This window comes from Moorena sp. SIO3B2, from assembly GCF_010692525.1.
Lineage (GTDB): Bacteria > Cyanobacteriota > Cyanobacteriia > Cyanobacteriales > Coleofasciculaceae > Moorena > Moorena producens.
Map to the genome: position 1 here is coordinate 1 of NZ_JAAHHE010000067.1, position 19,205 is coordinate 19,205.

The window sequence follows — 19,205 nt, forward strand, 5'->3', positions numbered from 1 at the left end:
CTAAACAAGCTTTCAATTTTTCAGCCAAAACCCGGACATTGGGTTCTAGCATCATTGAGATATGATCACCAGGAATATGGTGAACTTCAATGCCAGAAGCTGCCATACCATCCCAACCATTAAGAGGGTCATGGTAATGTCCTGGAGGTTGCTGTTTAGCTCGAAAGAGAGTTATTTTCCCTGGGTAGACTGATGACAGCTCAGATGCTTGAGTCTCGTAGTTAACATTTTGGATATCTGAGATGGCATCAACCAAATTAGGGTTTGCTAAACCAGGTTCGGTAGATAAGTTAGACTTTTTAGCAAACCACTGGAATTGCCGTTTGTATGCTCCAGATTTATAATGTCTGACAAACGCTCTGATTCTCTCAGACAAGTAAGCTCGCCTTTTGTCAGGTTCAAGTCTCCAAAGGTTATTCCAATAAGTTTGTAGTTTTTGTATCCAAAATAAAGTGTACCGTTGTAAGACAGTGGTATTTTCGTAGGGCTTCCACTGATAACCAATAGCATAGCTATCAAACAAGGCAACAATTGCTACAGTCTGACCTTGAGCATCAAGCTGCTTAGCCATTTCAAAGGCGATTTGACCTCCGAGGGATACCCCTTGTAGAAAATAAGGCCCTTCGGGTTGAAACCTTCGCATTTCTTCAATGTAGTGAGCGGCTAACTCCTTGAGTCCATTACCTATACCCGGTTTGGTATTGATGTTGTTGGCGTTAGTAGCCGCTGCTAGTCCATAACTTAGTCCATAAACTGGATAGTCCCAACCAAGATAACGTACCAAATCGCGGTAGTATATCAACCCTTCCCCAAGGATGTGAATCGCAAACAGAACTGGCTTGGAACCACTAGGTTGAATGGGCACTAGGGAAAACCAAGAGGATGACCATTCTGACTGGCACAGAAGGTGAGCGAGTTGCTTGATGGTTGGTGCTTGGAATAGAGCAGCTAGGGGCAGTTGTTTGCCGAAGGTCTTCTCAATCTCACCAGATAGCTGCACAGCTAGGAGGGAATTTCCTCCTAACCCGAAGAAGTTGTCATCGATGCCAATCTGGGAAACTCCCAACACCTTCTGCCAAATGCTAGCCAGTTGACGCTCTATATCAGTTACTGGCAAGAGGTTTTCAGTGTCTTTGCTTGGTGAAATCAACTGCTCTCGGTCGATTTCACCTGCGGGAGTTAGGGGCATAGCTTGGAGTTGCTGAAACTTAGGGGTGATAGAGGTTCCAAAAGGAACGAATGCCTCTAACCTCTGCAACTGAGCAACAGATAGTTCTGTAACCGCCGTGAAATATACCGATACCCGCTGCCGATAGTATGGTGGCTGTTGGGTGTATCGTCTAACATAGGGATTGCTGCCATCCAAACCCAAAATCAGGGAGTGTTGGTCGTGGTGCAGCCCAGCGAGAATAGAATTGATTCCCTGTTGGTTGAAAATTCCGTACTGACCTAAGGCACGACGGGACTCCCTAATCTGTTTACTCCGATTGAGGGTGGTCTCAACCCATGTGCTTGAGCCATAGCAGTAGCTGCGCACCAAGGTCTTGTGCCGCTGGTAGTAGCAGAAGCACTCTAGAAAATTATTAGCGGCAGCATAAGCACCAATTGTCGCTCCCCCAAAGAAGGCTAGCACGGAAGAAAGGCTGATAAAAACACTGTCTGGCTTATCTTTAATTAGTTGATGCAGTACCCACGACCCTAAAAGCTTGGGACGAAGTGTAGCAGCAAAACTGTTGCGGGTTTCCTCTACTAAAAAATGTTCTGGGGCAATTCCAGCCAAATGAATGACCCCTTGAAGGTTTGCTTGCCAGTCAGACTGGGCTCGTTCAACCACCTGTTGCAACTGAGCTAAATCACAAATATCCACGGCCTCGTAGCGTATCTCTCCTCCCAGTTGCTCGGCCAGTTGCTCTAGGTTTTGATAGGCTCTGACGGCAGGTGCGAACCCATTTCCATCCTTTAAATGGTTTCCTTTGGTACTCGGCTCTGGTAAGGGGGTTCGACCAACTAAAAGCAGACGAGCTTGATAGTGGTTTAGGAGAAATTTAGCAATTTCTACTCCAATCCCTCCCAAACCCCCACTAATCAAATACATTCCCTTTTGCTTAAAGGGCAATTCCTGTTTTTCGAGTTGGGGTAGGTCAGCTTTTTCGAGTAAGGGCACCAAACGGTTGCGATTGCGGTATGCTACTTCTCGCTCTTTCTGACATACAGCCATTTCCCGCAGGATATGAAACCCATTAATGTGGTGGTCATCCACAGGTATATCGATATGGCGACAGTTCAGCCAAGGCAGTTCTCTCGGACAGGTTTTGATCAGACCCAGAATCGGACTTTTCTCATAGGCAATGTCATCCTGGGGCGAGGTAGGCTGTGTATAGCTAGAAACCACAGTCAACTGGACTTCTGAATTGAGAATTCTCAAGGGTGAATTCAACTGTGACTTCAAACCATCCAAAGCCTGAATTAAAAATAGTAGACTGTAAGTCCCCTGATTCTGAGCTTGTTCTAGTGCTTCGGATGACTCAATTTCTCCCCGATACTCGTCATAGGTCCACAAATGGAGAATCTGTGGGATGGGTTGGTCGGTTTCCACCAACGACTTCAGTAATTGCTGATAGTGATCAGGATTGGTGGGGTCAATAGAATAGCGGTTGCCTGTAAGTTGGGCATCTGTAAGTTTGGCACCTGTAAGTCGCAAAAAATCGGCTCCGGGGGCTCCGGGTTCCACTGCTACACATTGGTCTTTACCTAGCTTGGAGCACAATACTTCTCCTAATCCCAAGGAGTCTAGAAATATCAGAGTTCGACCATTTGTAGGTGTCCTACCTAAGGTTACTGCTTCTTTTCGATGCCAAACTTTACGATAAAACCAGTCTGGAAGGGTATTCTCATTACCCAGAAGACAATCAACTTGTTTGAGAATCGGGTCAAATTCACCAGCCTTAAACTGCTCCTTGAGTTGCGATCGCAAAATTTTCCCAATCGAACTCTTGGGGATTGCCTCTTTTGGTAGAGGAATAAGATAACTCGGACTCACCCCTAGTTTGCTAACCACCTCAGTGGAGATGTCCTGGAGTAATGGGGTTAACTGGTCATCCTCAGACCAATCAGTATGGAATAAAATGACCAATTGGTCAGTATCTTTACTTGGTTGTCGAATTCCGCAAGCTGCTGTGTAAGAGGGAATCACCCCCTCTACCTGCTCAACCACTGCTTCGATTTCATAACTATAGTGATTGAGACCATTAATAATAATGACATCTTTTTCTCGACCGGTAATCGTGAGACGTCCGTCACGCAGTACACCATTATCTCCCGTTTTTAACCATCCATCCGGTGTAAAGGCTTCTCGATTTAGCTCAGGATTCTGGTAATAACCATCACTCACCATCGGACCAGAAATCTGTACCTGACCCACTGTATCTTCTTCAACTATTTGTCCGAGTGCATCCACAATCCGCACAGAAAAGCCAGGCACAGGTCTGCCAACTTCTACAACAGAGTGGTTAACAGACTGGTTATCCGACGGTAAATTCAACAAGTACCGATGGGAAAATACCACAGCAGCACAGGTTTCAGACATTCCCCAAGCTGAATGCATGACATTGACGGATAACCCATGGGGAGAAAGCAACTGCAAGAATCGCTTTGCAGTTTGAGGTACAATCGGCTCAGCCACACTTAATACAGATTTGAGGGAAGATAAATCCCATTTCCGGTGGCTGTTCGCAACGGATTTCTGATTTATTTTCTGATTTATCAAACCTAGGGCAAAATTAGGAGCCCAGGCCAAGGTAACCCGATAGTTTTCAATCCAATCCAACCAATTGAGGGGATTTTCCAAGAAAGCTTTAGCGGGAGCATGGATTTGCAGGTTACCGACATAGACATCCCGAATACAACAGCGTACCAGAGAGCCAACATGGTCTAAATTAAGCCAGTTCAAGGAGATATCATCCTGGGTCAGATTATTCCTCTGGGCACTGGCGGCGACATTATTAATTAAATTGGCATGGGTCAACCTGACGCCTTTAGGCATTCCTGTACTTCCAGAGGTCAGTAACAATATTGCTAAATCATCCGGTTGGCTGTGATAGTAATTTAGGTCAGGCTCAGATGAGCGGAAGTTGTCTACGGTTTCAATTAAAATTTCTTTTTTGGGCAAGGGATGCTCGGTAGGAGCCGCTACGCGAAAGCATAAAGCACGGATTGCTGGAGCAAGGGTATCACTGGTTAGGATGACCGGTTGCTCTAGCATTTTCCAGGCATTGCACAGCTTATTGACGGTACTGTTAGATGACTCATAGGTCGGTGCGATCGCAATCGGGACTGGGACAAAACCGCCCAAAATACAAGCCCAGAAGGTTGGAATGAAGTCTTGATTTTGGTCAAATTGGAAGATTACTTTGTCTTGAGGCTTTAGATTTAGTTTTCTTAAGCCACCAAGAATCCGCTGTGCTTCTTTGAGGAGAGCTGGGTAAGATTGATAGTTTTGGTGAGTATTTCCCTGACTATCAGAGTCGAGATAGATAATCCCTTGCTCCGGCGCAACCCTTGCAGTTTTTAGTAGCGCTTGGGAGAGAGTTGAGATATCTGTTGGTAACTGTAGCGCTTCACCATGACTGATGGCGGGTTTTGATGGGGTGGAATTTGAGCGATGCTCCCCCTGAGCCGCTACGGGATGCTCGGTACGAGCTGCTACGGGAACGCAATCGTCGGAAGATGCCTTGGAGTAATCCCTCGGTAGGGGTTTGGCTTTTGATAATTCTGGCTTTGGACTAGTTTCGGTGGAGGCTGGAAGTAGGTCTAATAGATGTAGGGGTGTGTCGGGCTGGGTGTAGTCTTGTAGAACTACGGCGACTTCCTTGATTTCTGCCCCTCCATAACTATATGACTGTAGCTGCTCTTCCCATTGCTGCACTAAGTCGGTATCAATTATTTCTACAGAAGCTAGTGCTTGTTGATCTATCTCACCTGTGGGAGTTAGGGGCAAGGTAGTTACCGGAACAATAATTAGGGGGACTTTTGGTTCACCAAATTTTGGTTCACCACTAGATAGCAGAGTGTCTGAGATGGTGTCTGACACGACCCCTTGCAGGAGCGATCGCAGTTGTTCTGATGAAGGTGATCCAGCTGAGACTACATAGGCAATAATAGGCAAAAAACTACAATTGTCTCTGAGGGCTATTTTTTTCTTTTCTTCTGTAATTTTCCTCTCCAGGACAACACAGTCGTCAACTAACGGATTTGCTAACAAAGCCGATTCGATTTTGGTCAATAGTTGTGGCAGATAGTCTTGGATTGGCTTTTCTATAATGTTATCGGTATCTTGTCCTATATAATTGGTAATATATGGCTGCATTTTTCGATACTTTTATTGAGTTTTTTTTTGACGATGGGTTTAATTCCGGATTAATAATGTATTTAAATATATTAATTTAAATTAATTTAAAAAAATAAAAATGGTGATTAAAATTTGAAAATTATGGTAGATAAATGGGATTAATTAAGAATCATAATTATCTAATTATATTTAAAATTAATGCCATTAAAAAGTTTAAAAATATAGCCTTTATAAAATATATGAGGTACAGTATTTATTGGCGCTGATTGCCTTTCAGACATTCTTGTATAGCACTACGCATTCAGATTAGGACATTGTCTTGATGCAGTCGCTCATGGGGGAAACCACGGCAGTCGCTCATGGGGGAGACCCCCAAGACCGCGCTGCCTTCCCAAGACCGTAATGGTGCGTTTTCCGCATTAAGAATGAAATTCGCCACGGGTCGCACCTCTGCATCGCTCCTAAACTCCGAAACGTAAGTAATCGCTTACTTATGACTTCTGACTTCTGACTTCTGACGCTAAGCGTAGCGCTATATTGCTGCCAAATGCCTTCTGCCCTCTGCATTAAAAGGATAAGCAAAGTACTTCAAGGAATTAAAACTGCTATAATTAAAAGGCTGAAATCGCTGTAATTACTTTAATAAAAGGGGTTTCTGCGTAAGTCCTATTGGTAGGCTCAGTTTGGTCTCAGTGAGCAGCCCAAGGTCAAGGGTGGTAAGGGCACTTTTTTGATAGCTCTTAGCCTGAGGTTGAATCACATGATCAATATCCGAAAGATAACCACAGGTATACTGAAAAACGTTACTCATTTTGCTACAGCCTATCCTAAAGTTAGGCTCTGCTAGGAGCCTCGTACTTTAACATTTTCAAGATTTATCGATTAAGTCCGGATAGGTGTGTCAGTGATCAATAAACTTCTATTAAAGTGGTACTATTACGACCTTTTATTAAATCAGGACAAAAAACCTGAAACTCTTGTCCCTGTCTTGATGCAAAGCGCGAGTAGGGGGAACCTCACAGGGGTAGGTTTTTTACATTTGGGTCGGGAGCGGTGCGACCCGTGGCGAATTTAATTCGACGACTGTAAGCGCACCGAGGGAATCGGGAGCGGTGCGACCCGTGGCGAATTTAATTCGACGACTGTAAGCGCACCGAGGGAATCGGGAGCGGTGCGACCCGTGGCGAATTTAATTCGACGACTGTAAGCGCACCGAGGGAATCGGGAAAAGCGGGAAATGGGGAGAATTATCCCGGAAATAATTGTGTATTTTGATACATATTTTTATTAATTTATACGCAATGAGAGTACTTAGTCGCCCCAATGTTTAAAAACCTACCCTTGTAAGGAGGGTAGACCAGCTTTGGCACTGGTGGATTGTTGGTGTCTACCTCTCCCAACGGTCAAGGGCTATAGGTTTAGATTGCTCCGACCTGCTCCGCCGCCTGGGCTAATTCAAATACCACCCGCGCCACGTAGGGGCGAATCATCCACCAGATTAAGGGTGATAACCAGCCCTTTAGGGTAACTGAGTAGGAAATATAGGTACCACAAAGGGTGGACTCTACCTGGTAAGTGACCCGATTTTCAACCCCAGGGATTGCCAGAAATCGTATACTGAGTAGCTCACCGGGTAAGACACGCTCTACAAAAATTCGGACCGGAATTGGGATCAAGCGAGTGACTACCTGATAAATTAAACCAGGTTTAGCCATTAAACCTTTCGGAGCATTGGTACTTGACAGCAGGGGATTCCAAGACACATCTGCTAAGTTGATCAATTTTTGCCAGAGCACTTCCACTGGGGCAGTACTCAGGGCGCGATAGGTCTTGAAGAGGGAAAACTTACACCAAATCCCCTCGTGACCAGCAATTAACTTGAAAGAAAAATTAAGAATCACTACACGCCTCCCGCAGCTATGCTCAGGCAGATTTATGATCTTCCCCAAATGGCTTTGGTTGAAAAATCCCTCTCTATTTAGGATATGATCTCAACTGCCTGGAAGTTATGCCGACCCCCAGGGCTTACCCTGAGGGGAGCGGATGGTAGCAACGAATAACTACCAACCAATAACTACCAACCAATAATTACCAACCAATAACATTGGCAAGGCAAACTTAAGGTTTTGTTTGCATAGGCGCTTCTAGGCGCTCAACCAGGAATGGGTAGGAACTGCACATCTTCCCACCCCCATTCGGGGGACGGGGAGTAAAGACCCCGGCTCGTTTTTCCTCCCCAGCCTAAAGAACCAGAGGTGCGACCCGTGGCGAATTTAATTCTTAATGGGTCAAGCGCACCTAAGGTTTCCAAACTCACTAGGATTGTTTATGACAGCTTTTCAGACGGACACAACAACTACCACTAATACCACTTCTTTACCTCCTGCCGACTCTAGGGAGAGAGTCAAGCAGTTGATGCAACAGCTGCAAGATACGATTTGTGATGCTCTAGTAAAAGTAGACGGAATTGGCACCTTCAGAGAAGATAAATGGGACAGAGACGAAGGGGGTGGTGGTCGTTCCCGTGTGATACGCGATGGTTCAGTATTGGAACAGGGTGGGGTTAACTTTTCGGAAGTTTGGGGCAAACAGCTGCCACCTTCAATTTTGAAACAGCGCCCCGAGGCAGCTGGACATGGTTTTTTCGCTACTGGTACCTCCCTAGTATTGCATCCTCGTAATCCCTATGTCCCCACGGTTCACCTGAATTATCGCTACTTTGAGGCAGGACCAGTCTGGTGGTTTGGTGGGGGAATCGATTTGACCCCTTACTATCCCTTTGCTGAAGATGCTGCCCATTTGCACCGCCAATTGAAAGAAGCCTGTGATGCTCATCACCCTGAGTATTACCCAGTGTTCAAGTCTTGGTGCGATGAGTATTTTTATCTGAAACACCGTCAAGAAATGCGGGGTGTTGGAGGCTTATTTTTTGACTATCAAGATGGCACAGGTAAACTCTATCGTGGTCCCCATCCAGATGGTCCCGCAGCAGCTTACAGTGAAAAGCTTGGGGATTTAGAGCCTCGCAGTTGGGAAGATTTATTTGCATTTGTCACAACCTGCTCTGAGGCATTTTTACCAGCTTATCTACCCATTGTAGAGCGCCGTCGCGATATGGACTATGGAGACAGAGAACGTAACTTCCAACTCTATCGTCGGGGTCGATATGTAGAATTTAACCTGGTGTATGACCGAGGCACAATTTTTGGTCTGCAAACTAACGGGCGTACTGAATCCATCCTGATGTCCTTACCCCCCTTAGTGCGTTGGGAATACGGTTACCAACCTGAACCGAATACACCAGAATCTGAACTCTATGAGACATTTCTCAAGCCTCAAGACTGGGCGAACTGGACAGCTTAAACTGTTGTCATATCACTTATGGCAATACTAGGATGGTTCGATGTCAGCTATCAGTCGTAAGTTATCAGCAGTCAGGTATCAGCAGTCAGGTATCAGCAGTCAGGTATCAGCAGTCAGGTATCAGCAGTCAGGTATCAGCCGTCAGCTTATGCGCTACGGGCACGCTTGGCCTTTGGCCACGCTCCGCGAACGCGAACAGCAGTCAGGTATCAGCAGTCAGGTATCAGCAGTCAGGTATCAGCAGTCAGGTATCAGCAGTCAGCTAATCAACGGTAGGTAGTAAATAAGCATCGGGGGTGCTGGTAGGGCTGGTTGAAATTCCCTGGTCGTTTTACTATCAGCTATCAGCTATCAGCAGTCAGATATCAGCATTCAGCTGACGTAATAGAGATTAAACCAATGCTTACCGGTTTGATTCAAAAGGTGATAGCACCTCAATTAGCGTGGCCTACGGCCAATGACTGATAGCTGATAGCTGAACGCGATCGCGTGTGCGTAGCACATAAGCTGATAGCTGATAGCTGATAGCTGATAGCTGATAGCTGATAGCTGATAGCTGATAGCTGGGGGAACATAGAATAGAAATCCAGGATTCATCCCCATTATTCCCTTAATCTTCAGGTCTTATGACCAGATTTGTGCAAAAATTTGGATACGCTCCCTGACATTTCACCAATCACTGTAAGCTAAACTAGCTTGCAGTGAGAACCTCCATGATCCCAATCACAGAGGGCTTGCTTTAAGAAAAGTCTTCCCCGCTTAATTTGTTAGTCAGGGTCTATGAATTAACAATAATTTCAGAGCTTTTCCAGTCGGGTGGGAAGCAGTCAGGGACTACAGGTGGCAATAGTCCTAATCGTTTGGGACGCACTCTCAAATCTTTATAAGTAGATTTGGGAAGGTTTCAATCAGCGGTAGCTGCGACAAGGAGCATGCACAAGCCTTGATAGCCGAGGGAGGCACACTTTAGCCTCAACGGGAGTAAACACAAAACCATGTGTAATTACATCACTACATTCAATGTGTCCATGGCCAGGATGGTTATTATTATAGTTTTGCTGAATGATAAGTAACTTTGATGAGCTTTTTTGTAGGAGGTGCTGATGGTTCATATCGATCAGAAAACTCATACTACTGAAGATGGTACAAATGTGATTGTTTTGAAACCGATTGGACGCTTGGACATCACTACAGCTTGGCCTTTTCGTCTGAAATTGCAAGAGTGTATTTCCCAACTGCGCAGGCATGTAGTGGTTAATCTGAGTCAGGTTGACTTTATTGATAGTTCGGGTTTGACATCCTTAGTGGCTGGCATGCGAGATGCTGACAAAATTAAGGGCAGCTTTCGCATTTGTTCTGTTCATCCAGACGCCAAGCTGGTGTTTGAAGTCACTATGATGGACACGGTGTTTGAAATTTTTGAAACGGAGGAAGAAGCCTTAGATGGTTTATCCAGTAGTATCGTCACCTGAATAGACATCTGCGACCCATTAGGTTTGAGATTAAGCTTGGTTTGGCTTCGGTCAATCTTTTAGCACAGATGTGTGATCAGAGCGTGTTAAAATAGCAAAGGTGCTGATTGACCCGACCGACGAAAAGGGCTTGAATGCTACTAGCGGCAGCTCGGGAAAATAACTTGGCTGAGCTTTGTAAAAATAAGTCCACAGCAAGTTGAAGTCCAATAAATCAAAGGACCTGCGGGAGGCGGGTTGCGGCCAGGGTAGTAGGGGAACAAAGCATTGAAATCCTACTGCGGGAGTAAGTGCGACAGAGCAAAACCTCCGGACGTTGATTAAGACCAATCTGGCATCAGCGGATGAAACTGGAAACCCCCACCATCATCTTGGATTTGGTGGTAGGTGCTTCATGGGAGATAATAAAAATAATATAAAGCTTCAATTCTGATCTGCCTTGTGAATACTGTTCGCACAGTCTCGGATACTAAACGGGATTTCTACACCTATCACACTCGTCCCATTAACTCTATTTACCGACGTGTAGTAGAAGAGTTGATGGTAGAGATGCATTTGCTGTCGGTTAATGTGGATTTTAACTACGACCCCATCTATGGCTTAGGTGTGGTGACATGCTTTGACCGGTTTATGCAGAGCTATCAACCGGAACATGATAAAGAATCAATTTTTAATGCTCTGTGTCAAGCAGTCGGAGGTGAAGCTCAGCAGTACCAGGAAGATGCCCAACGGCTCAAAACCAGCGTAGATTCTATGTCTGGGCAAGATTTGATCTCCTGGTTAAGTTCCCCAACCTCTGAAAATGGGAGTGGGGATTTGGCAACCACTATAGCTGCGATCGCACAAAATTCTCAGTTTAAGTACAGCAGATTGTTTGCCATTGGTTTATTTTCACTACTAGAGCAGACGGACTCGGAGTTAGCTCAAGACCAAAAGCAGCTCGAAGAAGTAATTAACAACATTAGCAGTGGATTAAACCTTCCTTCGGAAAAGCTACAAAAAGACTTGGAGTTGTACCGCAGCAACCTGGAAAAAATGGCACAGGCTCGGGTAGTGATAGAAGATGCCATTCAAGCTGATCGCAAAAAGCGGGAGGAGCGTGCTAAAGAGAAAGAAGAAAAATCAGCGACACCTAGCAGCGATTCCACCCCATCTGCCCCAGAAGAATCAGATTCCTCTTCGGATTCTTCTGAGGATGAAGCCCCATCTTCCTAGCTAGGTTTTTTTGATCTAACAGACTGATATCCCCCGGATAAATCCCAGATAAATCACGGGGGCTAATTCCATAACCCTGGTAAAAAAGGTCAAAGGGCAAGGTCGGTAAGCGATCAGCGATCAGCGATCAGCGATCAGCTGATCATCTCAGTCTGGGTATCAAGGACAATTTCACCCCAAATGATCTTAAATCAAAGCTTGTAATTGTTGAATCAGGTCTTCCGCTGGTCTGAGCCCCTCTATCCGTTGTTGAGGCTGACCGTTTTTAAACAGTACCAAGGTTGGTAACGCCTCAATCTGATACTGGGAAGCTAGCTGGGGGTATTTTTCTGTATCAATTTTTACAACTTTCAAACGATCTTTCAGCTCAGCATTGACCTGTTCTAGGATAGGAGCCATCATCTGACATGGCCCACACCAAGTGGCATAGAAATCTACCAACACCGGCACATCTGAGCCAGATAATAATTCTTGGAACGTTTTGAACTGCTTTTTAACGGCCATGAGCAAGAAACCTTTCCTAGTCCTTCTGCTCGATTCTAGTCCAAAATGATTGGAGCTGGACTAAGCTAAAGATTCCGGTAAAGTTAACTTTGGAGGAAACCTGTCCTGCCCACAGCACAAGATCAGGCAGGATAGAAAACAATTCAAGGTTTATGGAAACATTACAGACATCTGGGCAACCATCTTCGCAACAATTAAGCGATCGCATTGCCATCGTGACCGGTGCCTCGCGAGGAATTGGTCGAGCTGTGGCCCTGGCCTTAGCTGGGTCAGGGGCAAAGGTTGTAGTCAACTACGCCAGTTCCAGTAATGCAGCTGATCAGGTCGTAGGGGCTATCATTGATGCTGGGGGTGAAGCCTTAGCACTTCAGGCTGATGTGTCTCAAGCTGAACAAGTCGATGCCCTAGTTAAAGGGACTCTCGAAAAGTTTGGTCGTATAGACGTGCTAGTGAATAATGCTGGGATTACCCGCGACAACTTGTTATTGCGCATGAAACCCTCAGATTGGCAGGCAGTAATTGATCTGAACCTGACTGGAGTATTTTTATGTATCAAAGCAGTGAGCAAACTGATGCTAAAGCAAAAGTCTGGTCGGATTATCAATATTGCTTCAGTGTCAGGACAGATGGGAAACTCTGGTCAAGCCAATTACAGTGCTGCCAAGGCTGGTGTGATTGCCTTGACCAAAACCGTTGCCAAAGAGTTTGCTAGTCGTGGCATTACAGTCAATGCCGTAGCTCCCGGTTTTATTGACACTGATATGACCAGTGACCTTAAGTCAGAAGCCATTATTGAGCAGATCCCTCTAGGTCGTTACGGTAAGCCAGAAGAAGTAGCTGGGATGGTGAGGTTTTTGGCAGCTGATCTAGCTGCTGCCTATATCACTGGACAAGTGTTTAATGTCGATGGTGGTATGGTTATGGCTTGAACCCCCCGGCAGGTCTGTGTTTCAACTTCCGGAAAGTTGAAAATTGTCAGACGAATTAGCACTCTTCGTGTAAGAGTGCTAAATTTGCTAATGGAGACACAAAGCAAGTTCAAATAACCAATGGCAAAAATCGTTTCGTTTGACGAAGAATCCAGACGCTCATTGGAGCGGGGGGTCAATGCCTTAGCTGATGCTGTACGTATTACCCTTGGTCCAAAAGGTCGTAATGTGCTTCTGGAAAAACAGTATGGGGCACCCCAGATTGTCAATGATGGTATTACCGTTGCCAAAGATATTGAACTGGAAGACCCATTAGAAAATACTGGCGCTAGACTGATTCAAGAAGTCGCATCCAAGACTAAAGACGTTGCTGGGGATGGCACTACCACAGCTACCATTCTGGCTCAGGCCATGATTCGGGAAGGTCTTAAGAATGTGGCAGCTGGGGCAAATCCTGTAGCTGTGCGCCGAGGAATCGAGAAAACTGTTGCCGAGCTGGTCAAAGAGATTGAGGCCATGGCACAGCCGGTTCAGGGAACTGGGATCGCTCAAGTTGCTACAGTCTCCGCTGGTAACGATCAAGAAGTGGGTGACATGATTGCCCAAGCCATGGAAAAGGTCACCAAAGATGGTGTGATCACCGTTGAAGAATCCAAATCCCTCTCCACCGAATTAGAGGTAGTGGAAGGGATGCAGATCGATCGCGGTTATATTTCCCCTTACTTCGTGACCGATAACGAACGGATGACAGTGGAATTTGAAAACCCCTACATCCTGATTACCGATAAAAAGATTAGTGTTATCCAGGATTTGGTACCGATTCTGGAAAAAGTGGCTCGTGACAGCAAACCCTTGCTGATTATTTCCGAAGATCTAGATGGAGAAGCCTTGGCAACTCTGGTGGTGAATAAGGCCAGGGGTGTGTTGAATGCCGCTGCGGTCAAGGCACCGGGATTTGGCGATCGCCGCAAGCAAATGTTACAGGATATTGCAGTTTTGACCGGTGGTCAGGTAATATCCGAAGACGTTGGTTTGAGCCTGGATACTGTCTCCCTAGATATGCTGGGAAATGCTACCAAAGTTAGCATTGACAAAGACACTACTACCATAGTAGCTGGTGGTCAAACTAAGGCAGATGTAGAAAAGCGAGTTGAGCAAATCCGCCGCCAGCTAGCAGAAACTGACTCTGAATACGATAAGGAGAAACTGCAAGAACGGATTGCTAAACTGGCCGGTGGTGTAGCAGTCATTAAGGTTGGTGCGGCTACTGAAACAGAACTCAAAGACCGCAAGCTGCGGATTGAAGATGCCCTCAACGCTACTAAAGCTGCGGTAGATGAAGGGATTGTTCCTGGTGGTGGTACAACCTTGATTCGCTTAATAGAAAAAATTCCTGCACTGACAAACGACCTAGAGGAAGAAGAGAAAGTTGGTGGAAGGATTGTAGCCAAGTCATTAGAAGCTCCCCTGGCTCAGATGGCGGATAATGCTGGTGTTGAAGGTTCCGTCATTGTAGAGAAAGTACGGGAGAGTACTGGTAACGTTGGCTATAATGCTGCTACTGACACAATTGAAGACTTGATTGTTGCAGGTATTATTGACCCTGCTAAGGTAGTACGCTCATCCCTACAGAATGCTGCGTCTATCGCTGGTATGGTCTTGACCACAGAAGCCCTGGTGGTAGAGAAACCTGAACCTAAATCTGCTGCTCCTGCTCCCGACATGGGCGGCATGGGCGGCATGGGCGGCATGGGTGGCATGGGCGGCATGGGCGGCATGGGCATGATGTAGTGCCATTAGCTAGTGCCATTAGCTAGTGCCATTAGCTAGTCTCTTGCTTTGCTAGCATAAAGCCTTAAAGCGGCTTGTCCCTGAGGACAGGCTGCTTTTTGATTGGTCATTAGTATTGACTACTGTCGTCGCTAAATCACGGGATTATAGCGATAGATTCCTAAGAAGATTAATCCTTACTGGCTAAGCCAAATAGCCTCTACACTCTGAGTCAAATCATTGAGCTTACTTGTATTTTGGTCTATGCTCCTAGCAGAGGCTTTTCACCTTGCGCGCAAACCGGCACTTTTAAGTGCATTAATATGTCTTTATACTAATAAAAATTCTCAATAAACGCAAAATATCCAGTCTCCAATTCCCCTCCCGCTAAGTCTTACTGGCAGTGCCAGACGCTGCTTAACACGACTATAACGGGAGTCCCCTTGGAGTTGAACGATGCTGTGAATCTCTTGGTCGTAACAGATAGTCCAGGATGCCTCTATTCTATCTACTCCCTATATAAAAATAACAGTTGGGAGCATGTTAGGGACAGCAGAAAAACTTTCACTCCCTTCTGGAATATCTCATGTTATTTTATACTGATCTGCATATTGCTATGATCAATATCAATATGGAAAGAATAGATAACCCGTTTGTGCATGGTGTAGCAAGCGGAGATCCACTTGAAGATCAGGTTGTGATTTGGACGCGAGTCACTACACCCACATCCGAACCTGTGGAAGTTAACTGGAAAGTAGCTAGCGATTCTGACTTCAGCAAAATTATTGCTTCTGGGACAGCCTTAGCTGAAGCCAATGCAGACTACACAGTTAATGTTGATGTGACTGGTTTAGAACCTGCAACTCGATACTTTTACCAGTTTGAAGCACTAGGTCAGATATCACCCGTTGGCAGAACCAAGACTTTACCAACAAATGGTGTTGAACATCTGCGCTTTGCTCAGGTGTCCTGTGCGAAATTCAATGCTGGCTTCTTCAACGCCTATAGTCGCATTGCAGCACGGGATGACCTTGATTTTTTACTGCATCTGGGTGATTACATCTACGAAGCCTCAAACAAGCCGCCAGCCAGCCAAACACCCGGTGCAGATATTGGTCGTCCGTTTGAACCGGCTCACGAGTGCAAGACACTGGAAGATTACCGCCAACGCTACGATCAGTATCACCGAGATCCTGACCTGCAACGTCTGCGTGCCTCACTACCAATAATTGCTACCCTCGACGATCACGAATTTGCTGATGGTGCATGGCGCGATGGCGCTAGCGAACACAACCCAGAACGCGATGGCGATTGGGCTAAACGTCGCGCTGTTGCGTTCCAAGTACGCTGGGAATGGTTACCAGCACGCAAGCCTGATCCCGCCAACGTACAAAGAGTTTTTCGGAAAGTGTCACTGGGTGGGTTAGCCGATTTAATGTTGATTGACACTCGTACTCTTCGTGATGAGCCTGTACCGCCCCCAGCAATGTTTGACCCAGAACGATCTGCTCTGGGTGCTGAACAACGTACTTGGTTGCTGGAACAGTTTGATACATCGAAGGCACAATGGAAGTTATTGGCAAACCCATCAGTGATGGCGACAACATGGAGTAAAGATTTCCCTCCATCAATTAAGCAAGCACTCCTAAAGCTAAAGCTGATCGATGTTGACGGTATCCGGCCAGATTACGATCAATGGGATGGCTATCCTGTTGAGCGGGATTTACTTCTGTCCCACTGGCGAGACAATGAGATCAAAAATGTTGTTGTACTCAGTGGTGATGTCCACATTGGACTAGCGATTGAGTTAAAGCGAGATGCTTTCGATCCACAAGAAGAACCAATCGCTGTGGAGTTTGTGACGGGTAGCTTGACGTCACAGAACCTTGACGACAAAATGGGTTGGGAACGACGCACACAGTCTATTCCCATTGAGCAAGAGGTGATGAAGGCTTTTCCCCACATTCACTGGTGTGATTTTGACAGTCATGGTTATCTGGTTATTGATGTAACTCCTGCACAAGTTACCGCTCAATGGTGGGCTGTTGATACATTATTGCGTCCTAGCAACACTGAAGAACTGATGTCAACCTGGATGGTTGAGTCAGGTAAGCCAAAACTCATTCCAGCTTAGTTAGTAACTTATTGCCTAAAGTGACAGGGCTTCGGGATTCCCCCCTGAAGCCCTGTGAATCAATATTGAGTAAACTCATTTATGGGGTATATAGCGCTACGCGCAAGTCAGAAGTCAGAAGTCAGAAGTCAGAAGTAAGCTATGACTCAGTTTCGGAGTTTAGTAATGTCAAACATCGAGGTGCGACCCAAGGCCGGGTTCCCCGGCTATTGGAAAGCGCACCTCTGAATGCGTAGTGCTATACTTTACCAATCCTTATGCAGGCTCTACTTATTCCCATTAACGAATAAAACCTTAAACTAGTATTTTTAAGAGGTTTACTATCCATGGATAACGACCAAAACTTGCTAATCCTGACGATTTATATAATCGGCGTTACTTACGTTTTGTACAAAGCTTTCCAGGAAATAGACCAACTCATAACGGTTAAGGTAGACTCTGATGCTATCAATCAGGAACTGGAAAAGAACAATCTTAAGGATTTCATGGAAGTCAACTTTGGCTTCGATCCTAGCTATAAATTGGATGACTTAAAGGATCTTAAACTGAGTGTTAAAAATAAATCCAACGAGAATCCTGTTTATATTGAAATAGACTGGGACAAGAGTCTGATAACTGACTTGGAAAATAATTCCCGACCCATGATTTGGGTAAATTCTGATGATATGGAAGAGGCTCCCAAAAGCCAAGACGTTGGGAAAATTCGTCCTGGTCAAAATTGCGAATTTAAGCTTAGTGATGAAAATATTAAAAATGCGTTGTTTCCAGTAAAAGACTTGAAGAATGCGATTAAAAATGGTGGCAAATTTAATCTCCAATTATTATTTAATTTCTTTGAACCAAATACTGGAAATAGCCGTTCGTTCTACTTACCCTGTAGGTTTACACCGATCAAGTTACACTGGACTCAGGCTATAGTTCTTGCCTTGCAACCTCAATAGGAGTATAGCGTTTTTCAATTTGGTGAGGTACAGAGTACCTGGTTTTAGGGAACAGGGAACAGGGAACAGGGAACAGGGAACAGGGAACAGGGAACAGGGAACAGGGAAAAAATCCTGTGTTCCTCATTAGGATGGAAATTGCTATCATAATCAGGAATAGCAGTGGGCAGTCGTAAGCTATAGCGCGTGTCGCGTATCAGCTAATGCGCTACGCGCAGGCTACGCGAACAGTAGCGTGGCCAAAAGCCAAGGGCTGACGGCTGACGGCTGACGGCTGACCACTGACGGCTGATGGCTGACGGCTGAATGCTTACTGGGAGTCTATGCGCGAAGATTTTGGTTTGTCTCCAGTATTACGAACGTTGACTAACTTATTTAGTACTTCAAACCAAAAGGGGGCTCCCATACAGATCGCGATCGCACTCAAAATAATCCCTAAAACAAATTTGAAGTAAACCCAAGTCAAACCCAGCTCTCTGGGAAGGTGATTGGGTTCTTCAAACTGCTCTACAAGATTAGTTTCTCCCCAGCCAATGGGAAGGAAGGCTAGGTCATCTACAGCTGAGGTTATACTATCATAACAGTCATTATTGTTTGATTCTTGCTGTAAACAGGCACTAGTTTCATTAACAATCCTATTAGTGACTTGATTGGCAGCAGCTCTTACACTGTGGTTTTTATAGAATTGATTGCTGATATTGATGGTATCGATATTCAAGGCTAGGGAAATCACTAATCCAATTAAAAAAGATATGGCTTTAGACTGACGCTTGTATACCCCGGCAGCTCGTGCCATGGATTCGTCAAACCATGTCGCCAGTTCTTCCTGGAGTTTTTTTAGGTCTTTGTTCCGGTCAGAGTATTCAAATTTCGCTTTATCAATCAGGGTTAAAAGAGTTATCTTTAAGTCTTCAGGAAGTAAATTTTTGATCTTATCTTCTTCAAGGGCTGTTTTAAAATTGTCCAGAGTAATCTCGGCATTATTTTTGAAGGTTGATGCCTGCTGAACAATGATCATGATTAAAGCGGTGGCAAAGGTATCTGATGGAATATAGGAAGGTCCACTAACCGTTGAGTTAGAGTTTGACTTTAATTCATTTTTGTTATCTAGGTCTTTGGCTTCGTGATTAACTGATTTAAGCAACGGATTTTGATAGAGTTTCTTTAAAAGCCGTTTGGTCTTTTTTAAATTGTTAATCTGATCAACGGTTACGTTAACTGATTCTCCATCTGACTCATCGACCACATCTTTCAGGGTTATATTTCGTAACTGAATCCCACCATTAATTAAATTTTCGATAGCCCTCTGTAAGTGTTTAGCTCGCCATTGTAAAACGCTAGCGAGATATTCTTGGATTTCAGAGGCTAACAGACTGGTGATCAGGTAGACAAAAAATAAGCCAAGGGCAACGTTTAAAATAGCAGATAAGTCCATGAGTAACCAGCAGTCTTGTCAAAAAGAGCAGCAAAGGGAACAGGAACCCACCCCTAACCCCTCCCAGGAGGGGAACAGGGAGTAGGGAGTAGGGA

At 45.2% G+C, this 19,205-nt stretch carries 15 protein-coding genes; 9 read left to right on the plus strand and 6 right to left on the minus strand.

What is annotated here, in order from left to right; translation table 11 throughout:
* From F6K38_RS16670 to F6K38_RS16680, 3 genes are all read right to left on the minus strand, one after another.
* A partial coding sequence (locus F6K38_RS16670; RefSeq protein ID WP_287356986.1) for an SDR family oxidoreductase occupies positions 1 to 5,365 on the minus strand: 5,365 nt, incomplete at its 3' end.
* Between the two features lie 283 nt (positions 5,366 to 5,648).
* Positions 5,649 to 5,786 (minus strand): hypothetical protein, encoded by a 138-nt coding sequence (locus F6K38_RS16675; RefSeq protein ID WP_154659648.1) that lies wholly within the window; start codon positions 5,784 to 5,786, stop codon positions 5,649 to 5,651.
* 979 nt (positions 5,787 to 6,765) lie between these two features.
* Complete coding sequence (locus tag F6K38_RS16680) at positions 6,766 to 7,248, minus strand: SRPBCC family protein (protein ID WP_008178230.1); 483 nt, start codon at positions 7,246 to 7,248, stop codon at positions 6,766 to 6,768.
* A gap of 427 nt (positions 7,249 to 7,675) precedes the next feature.
* Between F6K38_RS16680 and hemF the strand changes: the two genes are divergently transcribed.
* A complete protein-coding gene (gene hemF, locus F6K38_RS16685; protein ID WP_287267041.1) occupies positions 7,676 to 8,710 on the plus strand; it encodes an oxygen-dependent coproporphyrinogen oxidase in 1,035 nt (344 codons plus the stop codon).
* Between the two features lie 40 nt (positions 8,711 to 8,750).
* Positions 8,751 to 8,990, plus strand: coding sequence for a hypothetical protein (locus F6K38_RS16690; RefSeq protein ID WP_287267040.1), 240 nt, complete (start codon positions 8,751 to 8,753; stop codon positions 8,988 to 8,990).
* Positions 8,991 to 9,148: 158 nt separating this feature from the next.
* Here F6K38_RS16690 and F6K38_RS16695 read toward each other — a convergent pair whose 3' ends face one another.
* Complete coding sequence (locus F6K38_RS16695) at positions 9,149 to 9,307, minus strand: hypothetical protein (RefSeq protein WP_287253377.1); 159 nt, start codon at positions 9,305 to 9,307, stop codon at positions 9,149 to 9,151.
* Positions 9,308 to 9,813: 506 nt separating this feature from the next.
* On the opposite strand from F6K38_RS16695, the gene F6K38_RS16700 reads away from it, so the two are divergent.
* Entirely contained in the window at positions 9,814 to 10,182 is a 369-nt protein-coding gene (locus tag F6K38_RS16700; RefSeq protein WP_008178225.1) for an STAS domain-containing protein, read from the plus strand.
* Between the two features lie 441 nt (positions 10,183 to 10,623).
* The gene (gene psb29, locus F6K38_RS16705) at positions 10,624 to 11,397 is read left to right on the plus strand and encodes a photosystem II biogenesis protein Psp29 (protein WP_287267039.1); all 774 of its coding nucleotides are present in this window, start codon (positions 10,624 to 10,626) and stop codon (positions 11,395 to 11,397) included.
* Positions 11,398 to 11,583: 186 nt separating this feature from the next.
* Here psb29 and trxA read toward each other — a convergent pair whose 3' ends face one another.
* Positions 11,584 to 11,901, minus strand: coding sequence for a thioredoxin (gene trxA, locus F6K38_RS16710; protein WP_008178221.1), 318 nt, complete (start codon positions 11,899 to 11,901; stop codon positions 11,584 to 11,586).
* A 152-nt stretch (positions 11,902 to 12,053) separates the two neighbouring features.
* On the opposite strand from trxA, the gene fabG reads away from it, so the two are divergent.
* The 5 genes from fabG (at position 12,054) to F6K38_RS16735 (ending at position 17,675) form a co-directional block, all read left to right on the plus strand.
* Positions 12,054 to 12,830 carry a 3-oxoacyl-[acyl-carrier-protein] reductase gene (gene fabG / locus F6K38_RS16715; protein ID WP_008178219.1) on the plus strand — a complete coding sequence of 259 codons (777 nt, stop codon included), beginning with the start codon at positions 12,054 to 12,056 and terminating at the stop codon, positions 12,828 to 12,830.
* A gap of 120 nt (positions 12,831 to 12,950) precedes the next feature.
* On the plus strand, positions 12,951 to 14,621 hold the full coding sequence (gene groL, locus F6K38_RS16720) for a chaperonin GroEL (RefSeq protein ID WP_008178217.1): 1,671 nt from the start codon (positions 12,951 to 12,953) through the stop codon (positions 14,619 to 14,621).
* A gap of 595 nt (positions 14,622 to 15,216) precedes the next feature.
* Positions 15,217 to 16,734, plus strand: a complete 1,518-nt coding sequence (locus tag F6K38_RS16725) for an alkaline phosphatase D family protein (protein WP_287356988.1) — start codon at positions 15,217 to 15,219, stop codon at positions 16,732 to 16,734.
* 65 nt (positions 16,735 to 16,799) lie between these two features.
* Complete coding sequence (locus F6K38_RS16730) at positions 16,800 to 16,970, plus strand: hypothetical protein (protein ID WP_287267036.1); 171 nt, start codon at positions 16,800 to 16,802, stop codon at positions 16,968 to 16,970.
* A 90-nt stretch (positions 16,971 to 17,060) separates the two neighbouring features.
* Positions 17,061 to 17,675: a hypothetical protein gene (locus tag F6K38_RS16735; protein ID WP_008178215.1), complete on the plus strand. Its 615-nt coding sequence runs from the start codon at positions 17,061 to 17,063 to the stop codon at positions 17,673 to 17,675.
* Positions 17,676 to 17,985: 310 nt separating this feature from the next.
* On the opposite strand, the gene F6K38_RS16740 is transcribed toward F6K38_RS16735, so the two are convergent.
* The gene (locus tag F6K38_RS16740) at positions 17,986 to 19,110 is read right to left on the minus strand and encodes a hypothetical protein (protein WP_287254954.1); all 1,125 of its coding nucleotides are present in this window, start codon (positions 19,108 to 19,110) and stop codon (positions 17,986 to 17,988) included.
* Between the last annotated feature and the right edge of the window lie 95 nt (positions 19,111 to 19,205).

Excerpts from the sequence above, each read along its gene's own strand:
- F6K38_RS16735 (WP_008178215.1), top strand. The coding sequence starts at position 17,061 with ATGGATAACGACCAAAACTTGCTAATCCTGACGATTTATATAATCGGC.
- hemF (WP_287267041.1), top strand. The coding sequence starts at position 7,676 with ATGACAGCTTTTCAGACGGACACAACAACTACCACTAATACCACTTCT.
- groL (WP_008178217.1), top strand. The coding sequence starts at position 12,951 with ATGGCAAAAATCGTTTCGTTTGACGAAGAATCCAGACGCTCATTGGAG.
- F6K38_RS16695 (WP_287253377.1), bottom strand. The coding sequence starts at position 9,307 with ATGAATCCTGGATTTCTATTCTATGTTCCCCCAGCTATCAGCTATCAG.
- F6K38_RS16740 (WP_287254954.1), bottom strand. The coding sequence starts at position 19,110 with ATGGACTTATCTGCTATTTTAAACGTTGCCCTTGGCTTATTTTTTGTC.
- F6K38_RS16700 (WP_008178225.1), top strand. The coding sequence starts at position 9,814 with ATGGTTCATATCGATCAGAAAACTCATACTACTGAAGATGGTACAAAT.
- F6K38_RS16725 (WP_287356988.1), top strand. The coding sequence starts at position 15,217 with ATGATCAATATCAATATGGAAAGAATAGATAACCCGTTTGTGCATGGT.
- F6K38_RS16690 (WP_287267040.1), top strand. The coding sequence starts at position 8,751 with ATGTCAGCTATCAGTCGTAAGTTATCAGCAGTCAGGTATCAGCAGTCA.
- fabG (WP_008178219.1), top strand. The coding sequence starts at position 12,054 with ATGGAAACATTACAGACATCTGGGCAACCATCTTCGCAACAATTAAGC.
- trxA (WP_008178221.1), bottom strand. The coding sequence starts at position 11,901 with ATGGCCGTTAAAAAGCAGTTCAAAACGTTCCAAGAATTATTATCTGGC.